Origin of the sequence: Streptacidiphilus sp. MAP12-33 (assembly GCF_041261265.1) — a bacterium.
In the GTDB taxonomy this organism is placed as follows: Bacteria; Actinomycetota; Actinomycetes; order Streptomycetales; family Streptomycetaceae; genus Streptacidiphilus.
In genome coordinates, this window is sequence record NZ_JBGCCA010000037.1 from 26,318 (window position 1) to 43,406 (window position 17,089).

Sequence of the window (17,089 nt, forward strand, 5' to 3'; positions counted from 1 at the left end):
GCACTTCCCTTACCCTGGGGCGAGTTGAGCCCTAGATTTATCAGACATCAGATGACTCGGGAAGAGTGAAGATGAGGAACGTGGGTCGCAGCTCGCTGGTCGAGGCCGCCATCGCGGAGATCCGCGGCGAGATCGCCAAGGGGAGCTGGAGCGTCGGGGAGAAGATCCCCTCCGAGGCCCAGCTGGCCGAGACCCTCGGCATGTCCCGGCTCTCCGTGCGCGAAGCGGTTCGGGCCCTGGTCCACACCGGCCTGCTCGCCACCCGCCAGGGCGCGGGCACCTTCGTCACCGCGACGGACGAATCCAGTGTCGCGATCGGCCGGATGCTGGACTCGGTCGCGGAGCGCGACATCGCAGAGGTCCGCCGCGGCCTCGACGTCCTCGCCGCGCGCCTGGCGGCCTCGCGCCGCACCGACGCGGACCTCGCGCAGCTGCGCGAGGTCGCGGCGCGGCGCGAGGCGGCGTTCGGGGCGGGCGAGCTGGAGGTCTTCGCCGACGCCGACGTGGAGTTCCACCTGCGTGTCGCGCAGGCCTCGCACAACCGCCTGCTCAGCGACCTCTACCGCAGCATGAGCGAGGCCCTGCACGACGTGATCGTCGCGGACCACATGCAGCACTCGACCTCGTCGGCCCACACGGACCTGCTCCAGGCCGTCACCGACGGGGACCCGGCGGCGGCGGCCGCGGCGGCGCTCGTCATCGTCGAGGCGTAGGCCCCTTCACCGGCGGGTCTACCGGTGCCGCATCCAGAGGTTGGTCTCGGCGTAGTGCCCGCGGTCGCGCTCGCGGTCGATCTCGACGAGGTCGAGTGCGTCCGGCACCACGTAGGAGCCGGACTGGGGGAAGGCCATGCCGGTCCACTTCTCCCACTGCGCGACCGTCCCCGGCACGACCATGGAGCGCGGGGCGGGTGCGAGGACCGTGGCGCCGAGGCGCTGGTGGGTGCGGATCCACGGGTCGAGGTGCAGGCCGTCCTCGCGCGTCCAGGCGGCGAAGTCCGCCATCGAGGTGAGCGGATACAGGGCCTTGAGAGCGGGTCGCACCGGCACGATCACCCGCGCCAAGCCGGCGTCGACGGCGCGGTCGCGAAGCGCGGTGATCACCCTTCCGGCCATCCCGCCACGCGTGCGGTCCGGCCGGACGGTGACGGCCAGGACGCAGAGCGTGTCGGGCGCGGCGCCCTGTTCGTGCTCCGCCACCGCCCGGACCAGCGCGCCGTCGTAACCCTCCGGCAGCGTCGCGGTGGCGCCGTCCCACCGCAGCGCCACCGCCCGGCCGTCGGCCACGACCTCGCCGTCCTCCAGCAGCAGCACGTCGTAGTCACCGAAGTAGGCCCCCACCTGGTCCCGGTGGTCGTTCGAGACGGGGTCGTGCAGCACGAAGGTCGGCCAACCGCCCCGCAGGGCGGCCCTGGCCTGCCGGTGGAGGTCGGGACGGGAGGCGGTGGTGACGATCTCGGTCATGGGCACCGGTGGATCATAGGGATCATTCGTCCAATCCGGCCAGGAACTCCAGCAGTGCCGCGTTGACCTCCTCCGGGCGCTCCTGCTGGGTCCAGTGCCCGCAGCCCGGCAGGGTCAGCGTCGGCTGGAGGGTCGGATACAGCTGCGGGAGCGCGGCGATCGCGTCGGCCATGCCGGGGAAGGTGCCGACGAGGTCGCGGTCGCCGAGGATGTAGCGGCCGGGGACGGTCAGCGGGAGGCGGTCCCAGGCGGCCGACAACTCCCAGTTGCGGTCCAGGTTGCGGTACCAGTTGAGGCCGCCGGTGAAGCCGTTCTTCGCGTACTCCGCCACGAAGGCGGCGATGTCGGTGTCGGTCAGCCAGGACGGCAGGTTCTTGCTGTCGTCGAGGTGGCCGAGGAAGGTGCCGTCCGGCTGGGTGAGCGGCTGCGGCGGCTGCGGGTCGTTGCGGGGGTTGTCACCGCTGGCGCCGTTGAGGAAGGCCCGGAAGGTCCGGTCGGGATCGGCGGCGAACTCGGCGTCCGCGAGGCCCGGACGGCAGAAGTAGTTCCAGTAGAAGCGCCCGCCGAACAGCGCGTCCATCACCGCCAGCGGCGGCGTGTCCCCCTGGCGCGGGAACGGCGGCGCGACGCTCAGCCCGACGACGCCGCGGACCAGGTCGGGGCGGAGCAGCGCCGTCTGCCAGGCGACGGGGGCGCCCCAGTCGTGCCCGACCACCGCGAACCGCTCCGCGCCCAGCGCGCGCGTCAACGAGACGACGTCGCCGACCAGGTGGGGCAGGCTGTACAGGCCGACGTCCGCCGGCGCGTCGCTGCGCGCGAAGCCGCGCTGGTCGGGTGCGACGACGCGGTAGCCGGCCGCGGCCAGGGCCGGGAGCTGGTGGCGCCAGGAGTACCAGCACTCGGGGAAGCCGTGCAGCAGCACGACCAGCGGCGCGTCGGGCTCGCCCGCCGCCGCGTAGTGCAGGGTGATGCCGTTGACCCGGATGTCGTGGTGCTCGATCGCCTGCGCGGACAAGACCGCCCCCTCGTTCGTACTCCGTCAACCCGCTCAGCCTAGGCGGATTGACGGAGCATGAGAACAGGGACTCCGGAGCTCAGACCTGCCAGGCGTAGAGGTGCATCAGGCGTGCGGCGACGATGGTGAAACGGTCCAGGTCGAGGGCGGCGGCCTCGCGGCGCATGCCGGCGGGGTGGAGGCGGAAGACGCGCTCGAGGTTGACCCAGGAGTCGCGGCCCTCGCGGTCCCAGGGACCCTCGCCGAGGGCGACCCACTCGGCGACGTCGTCGCCGGTCGAGCCGTCGTGGCGCTTGCTGGTCAACTCGACCGCCAGCACCGTGCCCGCGTGCTCGCGGGCGACGATGAGCACGGGGCGGTCCTTGCCGCGTCCGTCGCGCTCCTCGAAGGGCACCCAGGTCCAGACGATCTCGCCGGGGTCGGGGTCGCTGTCGTGCCGGGGCGCGTAGCTCATGTGCACGACGCGCAGGCCGCGCGGCTCCACCTCGATCGTGGCGGTGGAGCCGTAGCGGCCGGGATTCTCTGCGTGTTCATCTTGGTGAGCGCCAGTCAGACCGATCATGCGGCAAGGCTAACGCCCCGGACGCCCCAAGTGGAGGCGGAGCTTCAGGAAGAACTCTCAGGCGTTCTTGACCAGGGAGATCTCGAACTCGAGCACGATCTTGTCGCTGACCAGGACGCCACCGGTCTCCAGCGCGGCGTTCCAGGTGATGCCGTAGTCCTTGCGGCTGATCGCGTGCTGGCCCTCGAAGCCGATGCGCTGGTTGCCGAACGGGTCGGTCGCGGTGCCCTCGAAGGAGAACGGAACGGTGATCTCCTGCGTCACGCCGCGGACGGTCAGGTCACCGGTGAGCTCCAGGCTCTCGCCGTCGAAGTCGGCGCTCTTGGAGCGGAAGGTGATCTCCGGGTGGTTGGCGACGTCGAGGAAGTCGTTGGTGCGCAGGTGGCCGTCGCGGTCGGCGTTGCGGGTGTCGATGCTGTCGACCTCGATGACCAGGTTGACCTTGGAGTTCTCCGGCGCCCCGGCGTCGACCTGCACGTCGCCGGTGAAGCGGTTGAAGGAGCCGCGCACCTTGGTGACCATCGCGTGACGGGCGACGAAGCCGATACGGCTGTGGGCCGGGTCGATGGTGTAGGTGCCGGTGTGCGCCGGGGTGATGGTCGTGGTGCTCATGATGGCCTCCAAAGTGGTTGATCCGTCATCTACAGAGTGCACCCACTGTGGGTGACGTGTCAACCAATGGGGGTAGAATTTCCTCATGACCACCTCTCCCCACACCCAGACCTCCCCCGCCGACGGGGCCGAGCCCCGCTGGCTGAACCCCGAGGAACAGCACCTGTGGCGCACCTTCCTGCGCATGCGGCAGGAGCTCGACGCCCAGCTCGCCCGGCAGATACAGGCCGAGTCCGACATCTCCCTCGCCGACTTCTCCGTCCTGGTCGTCCTGACCGACGTGCCCGAGGGCCGGGTCCGCGTCCTGGAGCTGGCCCGCGGCCTGCAGTGGGAGAAGAGCCGGCTCTCGCACCACCTGGCCCGCATGGTCAAGCGCGGCCTGATCGACCGCGCCGAGTGCAGCGAGGACGGCCGGGGCTCCTTCGTCCTGATCACCGACGCCGGCCGCCGCTCCATCGAGGCCGCCGCACCGCGCCACGTCGAGCTGGTACGAACCCTCTTCTTCGACCCGCTCACGAGTGAGCAGGTGACGCAGCTGACCGCGATCTCCGAACGGATTCTCGGGGCCATGCAGGGTTGCCCGTCCCTCGACCCGGAAAACTGAACGGGAAAGCGACAGCCAACGCCGAACAGGACGGATGCCCCGGGCGTGAGCGCCGGTGCCGCCGGGAAGATCCTGGATGGGAGCGCGGACGATGGCCCGGAAGACGACGGTCGGCAAGCCCCCGGCGCGGCGGTCCGACCCGCCTGCCGCCGAGGGCCATCTCGAACGCGAGCGCAAGTACGAGGGGGAGGCGACCGCGTCCCTGCCCTCGCTCGTCCCGGTCGAGGTGACCGCCGTCACCGCCGGGACCGAGCAGTTGCGCGCCGTCTACTACGACACGCCCGACCTGCGTCTGCTCGCGCACCGGATCACGCTGCGCCGCCGCACCGGTGGCCACGACGCCGGCTGGCATCTCAAGCTCCCGGCCGCCGACGGTGCACGCCTGGAACTCCAGCTCCCGCTCGGCTCGCCGGAACCGGACGCGGCCGCGACCGCGACCCCCACGGACGTCCCCACCCACGTCCCCGCCGACTTCCTCGCGCGGGTGCGGGCCTACAGCCGAGCGGCGGAGCTGGCGCCGATCGCCCGCCTCGCCACCGAGCGGCGCCGCACCCTGCTGACCGACGGTGCCGACCGCGTCCTCGCCGAGCTGGCGGAGGACACCGTGACGGCGCACGCGCTGGACCCGTCCGGCGCGGTCCGGCACGAGCAGCGCTGGCAGGAGGTCGAGGCGGAGCTCGTCGACGGCGAGGGAACGCTGCTGGACGCCGTCGAGGAGCGACTCCTCGCGGCCGGGCTGCACCGCAGCGCGAGCGCGTCGAAGCTCGCCCGCGCCCTCGGCCCGGCCCCGGCGGTCACCGCGGTGTCCGCCGCGCCGGGCGACGAGCCGGGCGACGAGCCGGACGACGTGCCCGGCCGCGAGGCGGCCGGCGAGGCGGGCGACAAGGCGGGCGGCGAGCCCTGGAGCGAGCCGGCACCGGGGAGTGTGGGGGCGCTGCTCACCGCGCTGCTGCGGCAACAGGTCGGGCAGTTGCTGGCGCAGGACGCCGAGGTGCGCCGGGACCGCCCCGACGCCGTGCACCAGATGCGGATCTGCGCGCGGCGCCTGCGCAGCACGCTGCGGGTGCACGAGCGGCTGCTGCGTCCGGACGCCGCAGGCGGGCTCACGTCCCTGGCGGCCCTGGAGGAGGAGCTGCGCTGGCTCGGGCACACCCTCGGCACCGCGCGCGACCGCGAGGTCCTGGGCGAGCGGCTGCTGCGCGACCTCGACGCCCTGGACCGCGCGGAGCGTCCCGGCCCCATGCGACGGCGGCTGAAGGCGTGGTCACGCCAGGGCTACCGGACCGCCTGGCGGCTCACGATCCGCGAGCTGGAGGGCGCCCGCTACTTCGCGCTGCTCGACGCGCTGGAGCGGCTCGCGGCGCGGCCGCCGCTGCGACGCCGCGCCGGACGCCCGGCGGCCGCCGAGGTGCACCGGCTGCTCAGCCGCGAGCGGCGCCGCGCGTGCCGACGTGTCGCCCAGGCGCTGGCGCTGCCGCACGGGACCGAGCGGGACGAGGCCATGCACGCCGCCCGCCGCGCCGCCAAGCGGGCCCGCTACGCGGGCGAGGGAGCAGCCCGGCCGCTCTTCGCCGCGGCCATGAAGGGCCTGCAGACCGTGCTCGGCGAACGCCAGGACGCGTTGATGGCGGCGCAGGCGCTCCCCGAGCTGGCCGCGTCCGCGCACCGGGCCGGCGAGCCCGGCTTCGGCTACGGCGTCCTCTACGTCCGCCAGCGCGACGCGGTCGCCGCCGCCGAGGCGGAGGTGCCCGGCGCACAGGCCGTGGCGGGTGCCGTGCGGGTGAAGTGAGGGGAACCGGGCCTGCCCGGGTCCCACAATCGGTGGAACTGCGGGTGAACTCCGGCGGCGGGGGCCGATTTCTGCCCTAGTGTCGCGAGCACAGGCAGCGCACAGTCCTGGCCGCCGCTCACCGCCACACCGCAAGGCCGCAGCACCGCCATGCCGCAAGGCCGCCACACTGCAAGGCCGCCGCACCGCCATGCCGCCACGAGACGCTCGGAGGATCCGATGCTGGTGGACTCGTTCTCCTTCACCCACGACGAGACGGCCCCGTCGGTCGACTCCCAGGCCCAGTTGCTGGCCGAGGCGGGCTGGCTGCCCCGCCCGCGGCTGCAGCTCGTCGTGCCGGGCGACGCCTGCGAGCACCCCGAGTACTGCGACGAGGACCACGGGGACGACGAGTTCTGAGCGGAGTTCCGAGGGCGATCACCACCTGGGCACACGTCTGCGTGACGGTCCGCCATGAGCCGGGCCCTGCTGTGGTGCGCGCCCACATGTCGGGCCCGACGGCTCCGCTTCTAGGTTCCGGGTGGCCACTCCCCCACCCCAGGAGCCCGACATGTTCCCTCGTACGTCCCTGCTGCGCGGACACAGAGCCGTGCTCGCCGCCCTCGCCACGGCCGGGCTGGCCGTCGCCGGTCTGCTCGCCGCCCCCGGCGCCGCGAACGCCAACTCCGGCTCGCTGACCCAGGTCAGCTCCTTCGGCAGCAACCCGGGCAACCTCGCCATGTACGAGTACGCCCCGGCCGGTCTGGCGAGCGGCGCGCCGCTCGTCGTCGCCCTGCACGGCTGCACCCAGACGGCGACGGACTACTACAACGACTCCGGCTGGGCGCAGCTCGCCGACCAGTACGGCTTCGCCGTCGTCTTCCCGCAGACGAACAGCACCAACAACTCCCTCTCCTGCTTCTCCTGGTTCGACTCGACCAAGGACACCCGCGGCAACGGCGAGGCCGCGTCGGTCAAGGCGATGGTCGACTACGCGACCGGGCAGTACCACTCCGACAGCAAGCGGGTCTTCGTCACCGGCCTCTCGGCGGGCGCCGGCATGACGGCCGACCTCCTCGCCGACTACCCCGACGTCTTCGCGGGCGGCGCGATCGACTCCGGCCTGCCCGCCCAGTGCGCCACCTCGCAGAACGCGGCCTCCGGCTGCCAGGACAACAACCAGAACCTCACCCCGGCCCAGTGGGGCGACAAGGTCCGCGGCTCCGACTCGGGCTACAGCGGCCCGTGGCCGCGCGTCGCGATCTGGCAGGGCACCTCCGACTACACCGTCTACCCCGTCAACGCGACGGAGCTGCGCGACCAGTGGACCAACGTCTGGGGCGTCTCCCAGACGGCCTCCAGCACCCAGTCGCTGACGGGCGGCACGACGGAGAGCGTCTACGACGACGCGAGCGGCAACCCCGCGGTGGAGCTCTACCAGATCTCGGGCATGGGCCACGGCCTCGCGGTCAACCCCGGTTCCGGCAGCGCGCAGTGCGGGGCGACGGGGGCGTACTTCCTCAACTACATCTGCTCGTCCTACTACACAGCGCAGTTCTGGGGCATCACCGGGACTGGCCCGTCGCCCTCGGCGAGCGCGTCCGCTTCCGCGTCGGCCTCGCCCTCCCCCTCGGCGAGCGCGTCCGCGTCGGCGTCGCCGTCCGCGCCGGTTTCCGCGTCCCCGAGCGCCTCGGCTTCCCCGACGTACACGCCGAGCTGCTACACCGGCTCGAACTACGCCCAGGTGACCGCCGGCCGCGCCCACGACGTGGGCGGCATCGCCTACGCCAACGGCTCCAACGCGAGCATGGGCCTGGACAACGTCTTCTACAGCCACACCCTGGAGGAGACCTCGGCCGGCTACTACGTCATCGCCGACTCCGGCTGCCCCGCCTGACCGCGGCCTTGAGGGGCTCCCCGGCCTCGCGCACGGTCAACCCGAGCGCGGCGGCGAGCGCCGGGGCCAGCTCCAGCAACTGCATCGGCGTGACCGCGGCGCCTCGCAGCGCGTCGACCCCGTCGGCGAGCTCGATCCGCTCGGCCTCGCGCAGGTCCACCTCCGTCAGCTTGGCCTGATGGAGGTGGACCTGCTCCAGCCGACTGCCGGGGAAGGCGCACTCCGTCAGCGCGGCGCCGGAGAAATCCACCTCGCGCAGGACGCAGTCGTGGAACACCACCTCGTGCAGCTTGGCTCCACGCAGGTTGACCGAGTCGAACTTGCACCCGTGGAAGACCACCCGCCGCAGGCCCGCACCGTGGCACTCCAGCCCCGCGAGCACCCCGCCGATCGCCTCCACGTCGAGCCAGTTGCTCTCCGCGAGGTCGCACCCCACCATCCGCACGCCCTGCAACCACACGTCGTTCAGCCGGGCCCGCCGCATCCGCACCTGCTCGAACGAGCTCGCGGAGACGGCGGCCTCGACGAAGCTCACCTCCTCCACCCGCTCGTCGACGAACTCGGCCCCGTCGATGTGCACGGTGTCGAAGCGCGCGTCCCTGAGGCTGCTGCCGGCGAAACGGCGCAGGTGCGGCGCGAAGGGCAGTTCGTCAAGCGTGCGGGGAGTAGCCATGAACGCAGGCTAACCGGGTGCACTGACAGGACCCCGCACCATCCGGGGCGCGGGGCTCTGCTCGATGAACTGCGTGCGCGACAGTCCCCCGGCCTTCGGCCGGGGGACCCCCTCCCACCGCCTCGAGATCCCGGGCGGACAGTGCCGTCCGCCCGGGTGGGTGGCTCGCGCCCACGAGCCGGAGCCGCATGTCGGCAGAGCCCCGCGCCCCGGAAAGACGCTTACGCGTCCGAGCGCCTGCGGTGCAGCACGAAGCTCTCCAGCGCCGAGATCGCCCCGTCCGGCTGCGCCACGTTGTAGTAGGTCACGTGCATGCGGGTGGTGTCACCCGCGTGACGGCCCGGGTCCACCGTGAACGCGGCGAAGCCGTACGCGTGCTCCGCGTCGCGGAACGCCGACCACGGGGTGTCCTCGAAGACGTAGACCGGCGTGCGCTTGCCGTTCGCGCCGACCGCGCCCACGCTCGTGAGGACCTTGCCCTTGCCCGGGGCGAACAGCTTGCCGTTCGACGGGGAGGAGGTGCCGCCGCCGCCCAGGACCATGTGCACCGTGCCGAGCGAGGTGTCGATCGAGTCGGTCGCGTCGGAGACGGGGTTGGGGGTGAGCACCTCACTGCCGCCGACGACGCCGCGGACCGCGAGCGAACGCTCGTAGTGGTGCTCGTGGCCACAGAGGACCAGGTCGACGCCGTAGCGGTCGAACAGCGGGCCCCACAGCTGCCGCAGGCCCAGGTCCGAACCGTTGGCGTCGGCGGAGCTGATCATCACCTGGTGCATGCAGACGACGATCCAGTCGATGCCGCTGTTCGCCCGCGCCCGCCGCAGGTCCGCCTCCAGCCAGGCGGCCTGCGCGCCGCCGCTGTAGCCGTTGACGTAGTTGTCGCCGGCGTCCTGGTACGCGACGTCGTCGTTCTGCAGCACCACGACGTGTACCGAGCCCGCCGTGAACGAGTACCAGAGCCCGGCCGTCTCGGCGTCCGTGGAGCCGTTGCGGGGCAGGGCGAAGCGCGCCTGGTAACCGGCGTACCCGATCGGGCCGTTGCCCTGCTCGTCCTCGTGGTTCCCCGCGGCCGGCATCCAGGCCCGGTAGCGCGCGCTGCGCGTGTTGTTGGCGTGGAAGCCCTGCCAGGTGCGCAGCCGGTCGGCGCTGATGTTGGCGTAGCAGAGGTCGCCGTTGAGGAGGTGGAACAGCGGGTCGACCTTCTCCACGCCGGCGACGATGTCCGCGGAGGCGGGCGAGCCGATGCCCGCGTCGACGACGGCGAAGCCGCCCTTTCCGTCCGCCTGCCAGACGGTGTTGGGGACGGACTGGTCGCCGAAGCTGGTGAAGGTGAGCGGCCGTCGGCCACGCGGGGCGGTGCGGAAGGTGCCCGAGTCGGGGCGGGCGCCGCTGTGCATCGCGGCGTAGGTGTAGAAGGTGTCGGGCGCGAGGCCCTGCAGGCGCGCGTGGTGGATGTAGACGGTGCGTCCGCTGACGCCGTCGACGTAGGTGACGGTCTCGGCGCCGACGTTGCGGCCGAAGCCGCCGTCGAATGTGCCGTATCTCACGTGCGGGTCGCGGACCTGACCGTCGGTGGTCCAACTGACCGTCATCTGCGTGGCCGGGTCCTCGCCGAAGGTGAGGTGCAGGCCTTCGACGGGCGGGGCGCCGAGCGCCTCGGGTTCGGTCATCAGCAGGGGCGAGCCCGCGGACGGCGCGCCGGGGGTGGCGGCGCGCGCGGCGGGCGCGCCGATCAGGCTCGCGCCGACGGCGAGCGCGCCACCGGCTCCGGCCAGGCGCAGAGCGGTACGTCGGTCAACGTGCGTTGACGAAGCGTCACCTTGGATTGACGAATCGTCGGCCGTACGGGGCAGATCCGGTGTGGCGTCGTTCACCAGGACTCCTGAGGGCGTTTCGGACCGGCAGGACCCGCCCACGCTAGGGCCGGTGCGTGCCCGGACCGGTCCGCGCGGGCGTCCGACGGGTGAACGGCGGATGGCGCGCGGCGCCGGGCGGGGTCCGTCCGAAGCGCCCAACCACGGGCACCGGGACCCACGCAAGCCCCGACACGCCGGACCGGATGATGATCTCGAAGGTGGTACGTTGACGTTCTGCCTGACACCGCAAGCGGTTTGCCCCAAGTGTCCAATTCGCTTGATTCGCCTGATATATTCCTCAGCGAGTTCAACGACGACACGGGCGGCCCTCGGGCGACGCGGAAGGTCAAGGCCGGTGCCGGACAACGGGGGTGGACCGCCCGCCCCGCGCTGCCCGCGACACCTTCGGTGCCTCGTGATCACCGCTCCGACCGCAGGCCGCCCGCTGTTGTCCCAGGTGACGGAGCTAGGCTGAGCCCATGCGACGAAGGCATCCTGCGCCGCCCTCGCCGCTCCCGCAGCGCCAGGGCATCGACCCGGTCCGGCTCCGCCTCCCCGTCGACGGCAACTGGCCCACCGTGCGCGCCTACCTCGCCGAGCGCCTTCCCGCCGTGCCGCCGGGCGTGTTCGACGCGATGCTCGCCGAGGGGGAGATCTGGGGCGAGGACGGGCCGCTGGCGCCCGACGCGCCCTACCGGCCCGGCGGCTGGCTCTGGTTCCACCGCGAACTCGCCCCTGAGACCCCGGTCCCCTTCGCCCTCGACGTGCTGCACCGCGACGACCGGCTGGTCGTCGTCGACAAGCCGCACTTCCTCGCCACGACGCCGCGCGGCGGCCACATCACCGAGACGGCCCTGGCCCGGCTCCGTCGCGAGCTGGACCTGCCGGAGCTCAGCCCGGCACACCGCCTGGACCGGCTGACCGCCGGGCTCGCGCTCTTCGTCGTCCAGCCCGCCCACCGCGGCCGCTACCAGGGCCTCTTCGCCGAGCGCCGGGTGCACAAGGAGTACCTGGCGATCGCCCCCCACCGCCCGGAGCTCGACCTCCCGACGACGGTGCGCAGCCATATCGTCAAAGTGCGCGGCATCATCGCCGCACACGAACTGCCGGACGCCGAACCCAATGCGGAAAGCCGCATCGAGCTGCTGGAGCACCGGGGCGGGCTCGCCCGGTACCGGCTGCTGCCGGCCACCGGGCGCACCCACCAGCTGCGCCTGCACATGAGCGGGCTGAGCATCGCGATCCTGAACGACCCGGTCTACCCCGTCGTGCTGCCCGAGCGCGCGCCGGACGACTTCACCGATCCGCTGCAACTACTGGCCGCGGTGCTGGCGTTCACCGACCCGGTGACCGGCGAGGAGCTGCGCTTCACGAGCCGCCGGACGCTGGCGGCGTGGCCCCCTCCCGGGTCTCCCCCAGCGTGAGCTCGCCGAACGCGCCCGCCGGGACGGCCGGCCGCCGGGGGGCGACGGGTCGGAGCCGCCGGTAGGCCTCGCCCGGGGCCGGGCGCGGGTCGCGGTCACCGCGGTTGGGCCAGAGCGACATGGCCCGCTCGGCCTGCGCCGTGATGGTCAGCGACGGGTTCACGCCCAGGTTGGCCGAGACGGCCGAGCCGTCCACCACCGAGATACCCGGGTGGCCGTGGAGGCGATGATAGGGGTCGATGACGCCGTGCTCCGGGTCGGCGCCGATCGGGCAGCCACCGAGGAAGTGCGCGGTGAGCGGCATGCCCAGCAGTTCGCCGATGTTGGTCCCGGCGAACCCGTTGATCTGCCCGGCCAGATGCCGGGCGGCCTCCCAGCCCTCGGGGATGTGAACCGGGTTGGGCACGCCGTGTCCCTGTTCCGCGGTCAACAGCCCCCTGCCGGGCCGGCGGCGGCGCAGGAAGGTCGTCAGCGAGTTGTCGTGCGTCTGCATGACCAGGCCGATGATCGTCCGCTCCGACCAGCGGCGCGTGGTGAGGGTCCGCAGCACCATGCCCGGATGCCGCAGGTAGACCCAGGCGGCGGCGAGCGCCTTGGGGACGCGCCCGCCGACGGCGTACTGCGGCACGCTCATCAGCGCCATCGCGTTCGAGCCCTTGCCGTAGCGAACGTTCTCGATGTGGGTGGTGGCGTTCGGATGGATGGAGGAGGTGATGGCGACCCCGCGAGTGAGGTCGAGCTGCGCGTCCCGGCCCTTACCCGGCGCCCTGCGGTAGCGCCGCGGGAACGTCAGCGCGCCCACCAGCGCCTCGGAGTTGGTCCGGGTGAGCTCCCCGAGTCGCGGCGACAGGCGCGGCAGCGCGCCGCTCGCGCGCATCCGGTGCAGCAGCGTCTGCGTCCCGTAGGTCCCTGCCGCCAGCACCACCTGCCGCGCGTTCACAACGGTGCGCGCGCCACGCCGACGGCGGTCGGTCGGCACGGTTGTCACCGCGTGGCCGCCGCCCGGGCGTTCACACAACCCGACGACGGTCGTCAGCGGCCGCACCTCGGCCCCCGCCCGCTCCGCCAAGTGGAGGTAGTTCTGGGTGAGGGTGTTCTTGGCGCCGTGACGGCAGCCGGTCATGCACTCACCGCACTCGGTGCAGGCCCGCCGCTCGGGCCCGGCCCCGCCGAAGTACGGGTCCGCGACCGCACCGCCGGGCGCCGCCTTGCAGCGGCCGTCCGCGTCCTGGCCGTCACCGAAGAACACACCGACCGGCGTGAGCCGGAAGCTGCGGCCGACGCCCATGGACTCGGCGGTCGCCCGCAGGTACTCGTCCGCCTCGGTGACGGTCGGGTTGGTCCGCACCCCCAGCATCCGCTGCGCCTGCGCGTAGCAGGGTGCCAACTCCTGCTCCCAGTCGGTGATGCCCGCCCACTGCCGGTCCTCGAAGAAGGCGGTGGGCGGCACGTAGAGGGTGTTGGCGTAGTTGAGCGAGCCGCCACCCACGCCCGCCCCGGCCAGCACCATGACGTTGCCCAGCAGGTGGATGCGCTGGATGCCGTAGCAGCCGAGGGCCGGCGCCCACAGGTAGTTGCGCAGGTCCCAGGAGTCGCGCGGCAGCGTCTCCGGCGTGAACCGGCGGCCGGCCTCCAGCACGCAGACCCGGTAGCCCTTCTCGGTCAGCCGCAGCGCGGCGACGGAGCCGCCGAAGCCGGAGCCGACGATCACCACGTCGTAGTCGTCGCCGTGTTCGCAGCCGTCGTCCGGCCGAACCTCAGTGCTCACCGTAGAGCTCCTCGATCTCCCGGGCGTACGCGGCCGCCACCGCGTGGCGCCTGACCTTCAGGGACGGGGTCAACATCCCGTTCTCCTCGCTGAACTCCCCCTCGACGAGCACGAAACGGCGGATCGACTCGGCCCGCGAGACGGCCTCGTTGGCGTAGTCGACGGCGGCCTGCACGTCCGCCAGCAGCTCCGGATCGCGGCGCAGCTCGGCGAAGGGCGTGCCGGGCGGCCGCTTGCGGACGCCGAGCCAGTGCTCCATCGCCTCCGGTTCCAGGGTGACCAGCGCGGCGACGTAATGGCGCCCGTCGCCGACGACCATGCACTGCCCGACCGGCGGCCTGCTGCGCAGCCGGTCCTCCAGCTGGCTCGGCGAGACGTTCTTGCCGCCGCTGGTGACGAGGATGTCCTTCTTGCGGCCCACGATGGTGAGGTAGCCGTCCGCGTCCAGCTCGCCGAGGTCGCCGGTGGCCAGCCAGGAGCCGGGCAGGGCGGCCTGGGTGGCCTCCAGGTTGTTCCAGTAGCCGGAGAAGACGCTGCCTCCCCGCAGCATCACCTCCCCGTCCTCGGCGATCCGGATCGTCGCCCCGGGGACGGGACGCCCGACACTGGCCGGACGCGGGTCCAGCGGCGGCGTCACGGTCGTGGCGGCGCTGGTCTCGGTGAGTCCGTAGCCCTGGTAGATGACGATGCCGCAGCCGAAGAAGAACATCGCCAGCCGGGTGTCCAACGCGGAGCCGCCGCTGATCGCGTAGCGGACCGAACCGCCCAGCGCCTTGCGCACCCGCCGGTAGACCAGCAGGTCGTAGAGCGTGTGCGCGGCCCGCAACGCGAGGTCGGGCCCGGGGCCGCCGCCGAGGAGGCGTGCCATCTCCGCCCGCCCGTAGGCCACGGCGATCCGGTCCGCCCGCACGAAGGAGGCGCCGCGTCCCATCCGCTCGGCCATCGCCCGCGCCGTGTCGTGGACCTTCTCGAAGAAGTAGGGCACGGCCACGAGGAACGTGGGCCCGAACCGCTCCAGCTCGGGCCGCAGCTCGTCCGGTTTGATGCCGGGGAACAACCCGACGGTGATCTGCCCGAGCAGGCAGGCCAGTTGCAGCATCCGTCCGAGGACGTGCGCGAGCGGCAGGAACATCAGCGTCGTGGGCTGCTGGTGGGTGGCCTCGACGAAGACGGGCTTCAGCAGCTCGACCAGGTTGGCCGATCCGGCGTGCAGGTTCGCGTGGGTGAGCACGCAGCCCTTGGGCCGCCCGGTGGTGCCGGAGGTGTAGACGAGCGTCGCGATCGTCTCCGGCGTGAGCGCGGCGCGGCGTCGCTCCAGCTCCGCGTGGGGCACCTCGTGCCCCAGGTCGGCGAGGAAGCCGAGAAGGTCCTCGTCGACGGACGGCACGGCGAGGCGGAGCGGCGTCTCCAGGCCGTCCACGACGGCCGAGGTGAGCTTGACCAGCTCCGGGCTCTCCACCAGCAGCAGCACCGCGCCGGAGTCGCGCAGGATCCACTCCACCTGCTCGGCGGAGCTGGTCGGGTACACCGGCACGGTCTGCCCGCCGGCCGCCCAGACGGCGAAGTCCAGGACGGTCCACTCGTAGCGCGTGCGCGCCATCAGCGCCACCCGCTCGCCCCGCTCGACGCCGGCCGCGACCAGGCCCCTCGCCGCGCTCGCGGCGTCGGCGGCGAAGTCCTTGGCCTTGACCGGCTGCCACGCGCCGTCGTGCGGGCGTCGCAGGGCGACGGAGTCCGGGGCGGAGAGCGCGTTGTCGAACGGGACGTCGGCGAGGCTCCCGTGCGCGAGCGGCGGCACGAGCGCTGCCGCGCCGACCTCCCGCACGACGCCTTCGGCGTCGGTGGTGAGGGTCAGTCGCACGCGCTCCGAGAGGTCCGGCCTCGCGCGGGCGGCTCTGAGGTCCGAGAAGAACGTGTTACCCATGCGCGGCGGCTCCTGTGCGGTGGGAGGGACGTTGCACTTGCCTCAGGGGCGCGGGGCCCGGCTCGATCAACTGCGCGCGCGGCAAGCCGGCCTTGTGCGGTCAGATCCCGTGTGAACGGGGCCATCCGCCCGCAGTGGGTCGCTCGCGCACGCAGTTGATCGAGCGGGGCCTCGCACCCCTAGTGGGGGTACTCCAGGAGGGCGGTGACACCCTGGCCGCCCGCCGCGCACACGGAGACGAGTGCCCGGCCGCCGCCGCGCCGCGCCAGCGCCTTCGCCGCCGTGGCCACGATCCGGCCGCCCGTCGCCGCGAACGGATGCCCGGTGGCCAGCGAGGAGCCGTACACGTTCAACCGGTCGCGGTCCACCTCGCCGAGTGGCGAGTCCAGGCCCAGCCGTTCCTTGCAGAACGGCCCGCTCTGCCACGCCGCCAACGTCGCGAGGACCTGCGAGGCGAACGCCTCGTGGATCTCGAAGAGGTCGATGTCCGCGAAGGTCAGCCCCGCTGCCCGCAGCAGCTCGGGGACGGCGAAGACGGGGGCCGTCAGCAGCCCGTCCTCTCCCGGCACGAAGTCGACCGCCGCGGTGCGCGCGTGCGTGAGGTACGCAAGGACGGGGAGGTCGCGCGCCGCCGCCCACTCCTCGCTCGCCAGCAGGACCGTGGCCGCGCCGTCCGTCAGTGGGGTGGAGTTGCCCGCCGTCATCGTGCCGTCGGGACCGCCGAAGACGGGCTTCAGCCGGGCCAGTCTCTCCACGCTGCTGTCGGGGCGCAGGTTCTGGTCCCGGTCCAGGCCCCGGAAGGGTGTCACCAGGTCGGCGAAGAAGCCGTCCTCGTACGCCCGGGCGAGCCGCTGGTGGCTGGTGGCCGCCAGCGCGTCCTGTTCGGCGCGCGGGACGTGCCACTGCGCGGCGGTGCGGGCGGCGTGCTCGCCCATGGACAGGCCCGTGCGCGGTTCCGCGTTGCGCGGGATGTCGGGGACCAGGTGGCGCGGGCGGACGCCCGCCAGCGCGCGGACCCGGCCGCCGAGGGAGCGCGCGCGGCGCGCGGTGAGCAGCACCTGCCGCAGGTCGTCGTTGACGCCCAGGGGGGCGTCGCTCGCGGTGTCGACGCCGCCCGCGACGCCGACGTCGAGCTGACCGAGCGCGATCTTGTTGGCGACCAGGATCACCGCCTCCAGACCGGTGCCGCAGGCCTGCTGCACGTCGTAGGCGGGGGTGCGCGGGTCGAGGCGGCTGCCGAGGACGGTCTCGCGGGCGAGGTTGAAGTCGCGGCTGTGCTTGAGCACCGCGCCGGCGACGAACTCGCCGATCCGCGCCCCGCCCAGACCGAACCGCTCGACCAGGCCGTCCAGCGCGGCGCCCAGCATCTGCTGGTTGGACGCGGTGGCGTAGGGGCCGTCGGCGCGCGCGAAGGGGATCCGGTTGCCGCCCAGGATCGCGACGCGGCGCACGGTCGGGGGTGGGGATGACGGCACGGCGACGGCTCCTTGTGCGGCGGGCGGCAAAGTACTTACTCTCTAGTA

General features: G+C 72.9%; 15 protein-coding genes. 6 read left to right on the plus strand and 9 right to left on the minus strand.

The window, feature by feature from the left end:
• The first annotated feature begins 71 nt into the window (after window positions 1-71).
• Window positions 72-713 carry a FadR/GntR family transcriptional regulator gene (locus tag ABH931_RS30960; RefSeq protein WP_370120577.1) on the plus strand — a complete coding sequence of 214 codons (642 nt, stop codon included), beginning with the start codon at window positions 72-74 and terminating at the stop codon, window positions 711-713.
• Between the two features lie 18 nt (window positions 714-731).
• Here ABH931_RS30960 and ABH931_RS30965 read toward each other — a convergent pair whose 3' ends face one another.
• The 4 genes from ABH931_RS30965 to ABH931_RS30980 form a co-directional block, all read right to left on the minus strand.
• Entirely contained in the window at window positions 732-1,469 is a 738-nt protein-coding gene (locus tag ABH931_RS30965; RefSeq protein WP_370120580.1) for a hypothetical protein, read from the minus strand.
• 16 nt (window positions 1,470-1,485) lie between these two features.
• On the minus strand, window positions 1,486-2,478 hold the full coding sequence (locus tag ABH931_RS30970; protein ID WP_370120583.1) for an alpha/beta fold hydrolase: 993 nt from the start codon (window positions 2,476-2,478) through the stop codon (window positions 1,486-1,488).
• Between the two features lie 79 nt (window positions 2,479-2,557).
• Window positions 2,558-3,040 (minus strand): type II toxin-antitoxin system PemK/MazF family toxin, encoded by a 483-nt coding sequence (locus ABH931_RS30975; protein ID WP_370120586.1) that lies wholly within the window; start codon window positions 3,038-3,040, stop codon window positions 2,558-2,560.
• A gap of 57 nt (window positions 3,041-3,097) precedes the next feature.
• A complete protein-coding gene (locus tag ABH931_RS30980; protein ID WP_370120589.1) occupies window positions 3,098-3,652 on the minus strand; it encodes a YceI family protein in 555 nt (184 codons plus the stop codon).
• Window positions 3,653-3,737: 85 nt separating this feature from the next.
• Between ABH931_RS30980 and ABH931_RS30985 the strand changes: the two genes are divergently transcribed.
• The 4 genes from ABH931_RS30985 (at window position 3,738) to ABH931_RS31000 (ending at window position 7,921) form a co-directional block, all read left to right on the plus strand.
• Window positions 3,738-4,256, plus strand: a complete 519-nt coding sequence (locus ABH931_RS30985) for a MarR family winged helix-turn-helix transcriptional regulator (RefSeq protein WP_370120592.1) — start codon at window positions 3,738-3,740, stop codon at window positions 4,254-4,256.
• A gap of 91 nt (window positions 4,257-4,347) precedes the next feature.
• Window positions 4,348-6,045 carry a CHAD domain-containing protein gene (locus ABH931_RS30990; protein ID WP_370120595.1) on the plus strand — a complete coding sequence of 566 codons (1,698 nt, stop codon included), beginning with the start codon at window positions 4,348-4,350 and terminating at the stop codon, window positions 6,043-6,045.
• A 219-nt stretch (window positions 6,046-6,264) separates the two neighbouring features.
• Window positions 6,265-6,444, plus strand: a complete 180-nt coding sequence (locus tag ABH931_RS30995; protein ID WP_370120598.1) for a hypothetical protein — start codon at window positions 6,265-6,267, stop codon at window positions 6,442-6,444.
• Between the two features lie 151 nt (window positions 6,445-6,595).
• Window positions 6,596-7,921: a PHB depolymerase family esterase gene (locus ABH931_RS31000; protein WP_370120601.1), complete on the plus strand. Its 1,326-nt coding sequence runs from the start codon at window positions 6,596-6,598 to the stop codon at window positions 7,919-7,921.
• On the opposite strand, the gene ABH931_RS31005 is transcribed toward ABH931_RS31000, so the two are convergent.
• Together ABH931_RS31005 and ABH931_RS31010 are read right to left on the minus strand one after the other, a co-directional pair.
• Window positions 7,893-8,594, minus strand: coding sequence for a pentapeptide repeat-containing protein (locus ABH931_RS31005; protein ID WP_370120604.1), 702 nt, complete (start codon window positions 8,592-8,594; stop codon window positions 7,893-7,895). The genes ABH931_RS31000 and ABH931_RS31005 overlap by 29 nt on opposite strands.
• A gap of 221 nt (window positions 8,595-8,815) precedes the next feature.
• Window positions 8,816-10,468, minus strand: coding sequence for a purple acid phosphatase family protein (locus ABH931_RS31010; protein ID WP_370120609.1), 1,653 nt, complete (start codon window positions 10,466-10,468; stop codon window positions 8,816-8,818).
• Between the two features lie 461 nt (window positions 10,469-10,929).
• On the opposite strand from ABH931_RS31010, the gene ABH931_RS31015 reads away from it, so the two are divergent.
• Complete coding sequence (locus tag ABH931_RS31015) at window positions 10,930-11,874, plus strand: pseudouridine synthase (protein ID WP_370120612.1); 945 nt, start codon at window positions 10,930-10,932, stop codon at window positions 11,872-11,874.
• On the opposite strand, the gene ABH931_RS31020 is transcribed toward ABH931_RS31015, so the two are convergent.
• The 3 genes from ABH931_RS31020 to ABH931_RS31030 form a co-directional block, all read right to left on the minus strand.
• Entirely contained in the window at window positions 11,819-13,642 is a 1,824-nt protein-coding gene (locus ABH931_RS31020; protein ID WP_370120615.1) for a GMC oxidoreductase, read from the minus strand. The genes ABH931_RS31015 and ABH931_RS31020 overlap by 56 nt on opposite strands.
• Entirely contained in the window at window positions 13,632-15,566 is a 1,935-nt protein-coding gene (locus ABH931_RS31025; RefSeq protein ID WP_370120618.1) for a long-chain fatty acid--CoA ligase, read from the minus strand. Before ABH931_RS31025 ends, ABH931_RS31020 begins: the two co-directional genes overlap by 11 nt.
• Window positions 15,567-15,745: 179 nt before the next feature.
• Window positions 15,746-17,041 (minus strand): acetyl-CoA C-acetyltransferase, encoded by a 1,296-nt coding sequence (locus ABH931_RS31030; RefSeq protein WP_370120621.1) that lies wholly within the window; start codon window positions 17,039-17,041, stop codon window positions 15,746-15,748.
• Window positions 17,042-17,089 lie beyond the last annotated feature (48 nt).

What these genes read in the sequence shown, in the direction of transcription:
- ABH931_RS30960 (WP_370120577.1), top strand. Translation starts at nt 72, where the DNA reads ATGAGGAACGTGGGTCGCAGCTCGCTGGTCGAGGCCGCCATCGCGGAG.
- ABH931_RS30995 (WP_370120598.1), top strand. Translation starts at nt 6,265, where the DNA reads ATGCTGGTGGACTCGTTCTCCTTCACCCACGACGAGACGGCCCCGTCG.
- ABH931_RS31025 (WP_370120618.1), bottom strand. Translation starts at nt 15,566, where the DNA reads ATGGGTAACACGTTCTTCTCGGACCTCAGAGCCGCCCGCGCGAGGCCG.
- ABH931_RS30985 (WP_370120592.1), top strand. Translation starts at nt 3,738, where the DNA reads ATGACCACCTCTCCCCACACCCAGACCTCCCCCGCCGACGGGGCCGAG.
- ABH931_RS31000 (WP_370120601.1), top strand. Translation starts at nt 6,596, where the DNA reads ATGTTCCCTCGTACGTCCCTGCTGCGCGGACACAGAGCCGTGCTCGCC.
- ABH931_RS30990 (WP_370120595.1), top strand. Translation starts at nt 4,348, where the DNA reads ATGGCCCGGAAGACGACGGTCGGCAAGCCCCCGGCGCGGCGGTCCGAC.
- ABH931_RS31005 (WP_370120604.1), bottom strand. Translation starts at nt 8,594, where the DNA reads ATGGCTACTCCCCGCACGCTTGACGAACTGCCCTTCGCGCCGCACCTG.
- ABH931_RS30980 (WP_370120589.1), bottom strand. Translation starts at nt 3,652, where the DNA reads ATGAGCACCACGACCATCACCCCGGCGCACACCGGCACCTACACCATC.
- ABH931_RS30975 (WP_370120586.1), bottom strand. Translation starts at nt 3,040, where the DNA reads ATGATCGGTCTGACTGGCGCTCACCAAGATGAACACGCAGAGAATCCC.
- ABH931_RS31015 (WP_370120612.1), top strand. Translation starts at nt 10,930, where the DNA reads ATGCGACGAAGGCATCCTGCGCCGCCCTCGCCGCTCCCGCAGCGCCAG.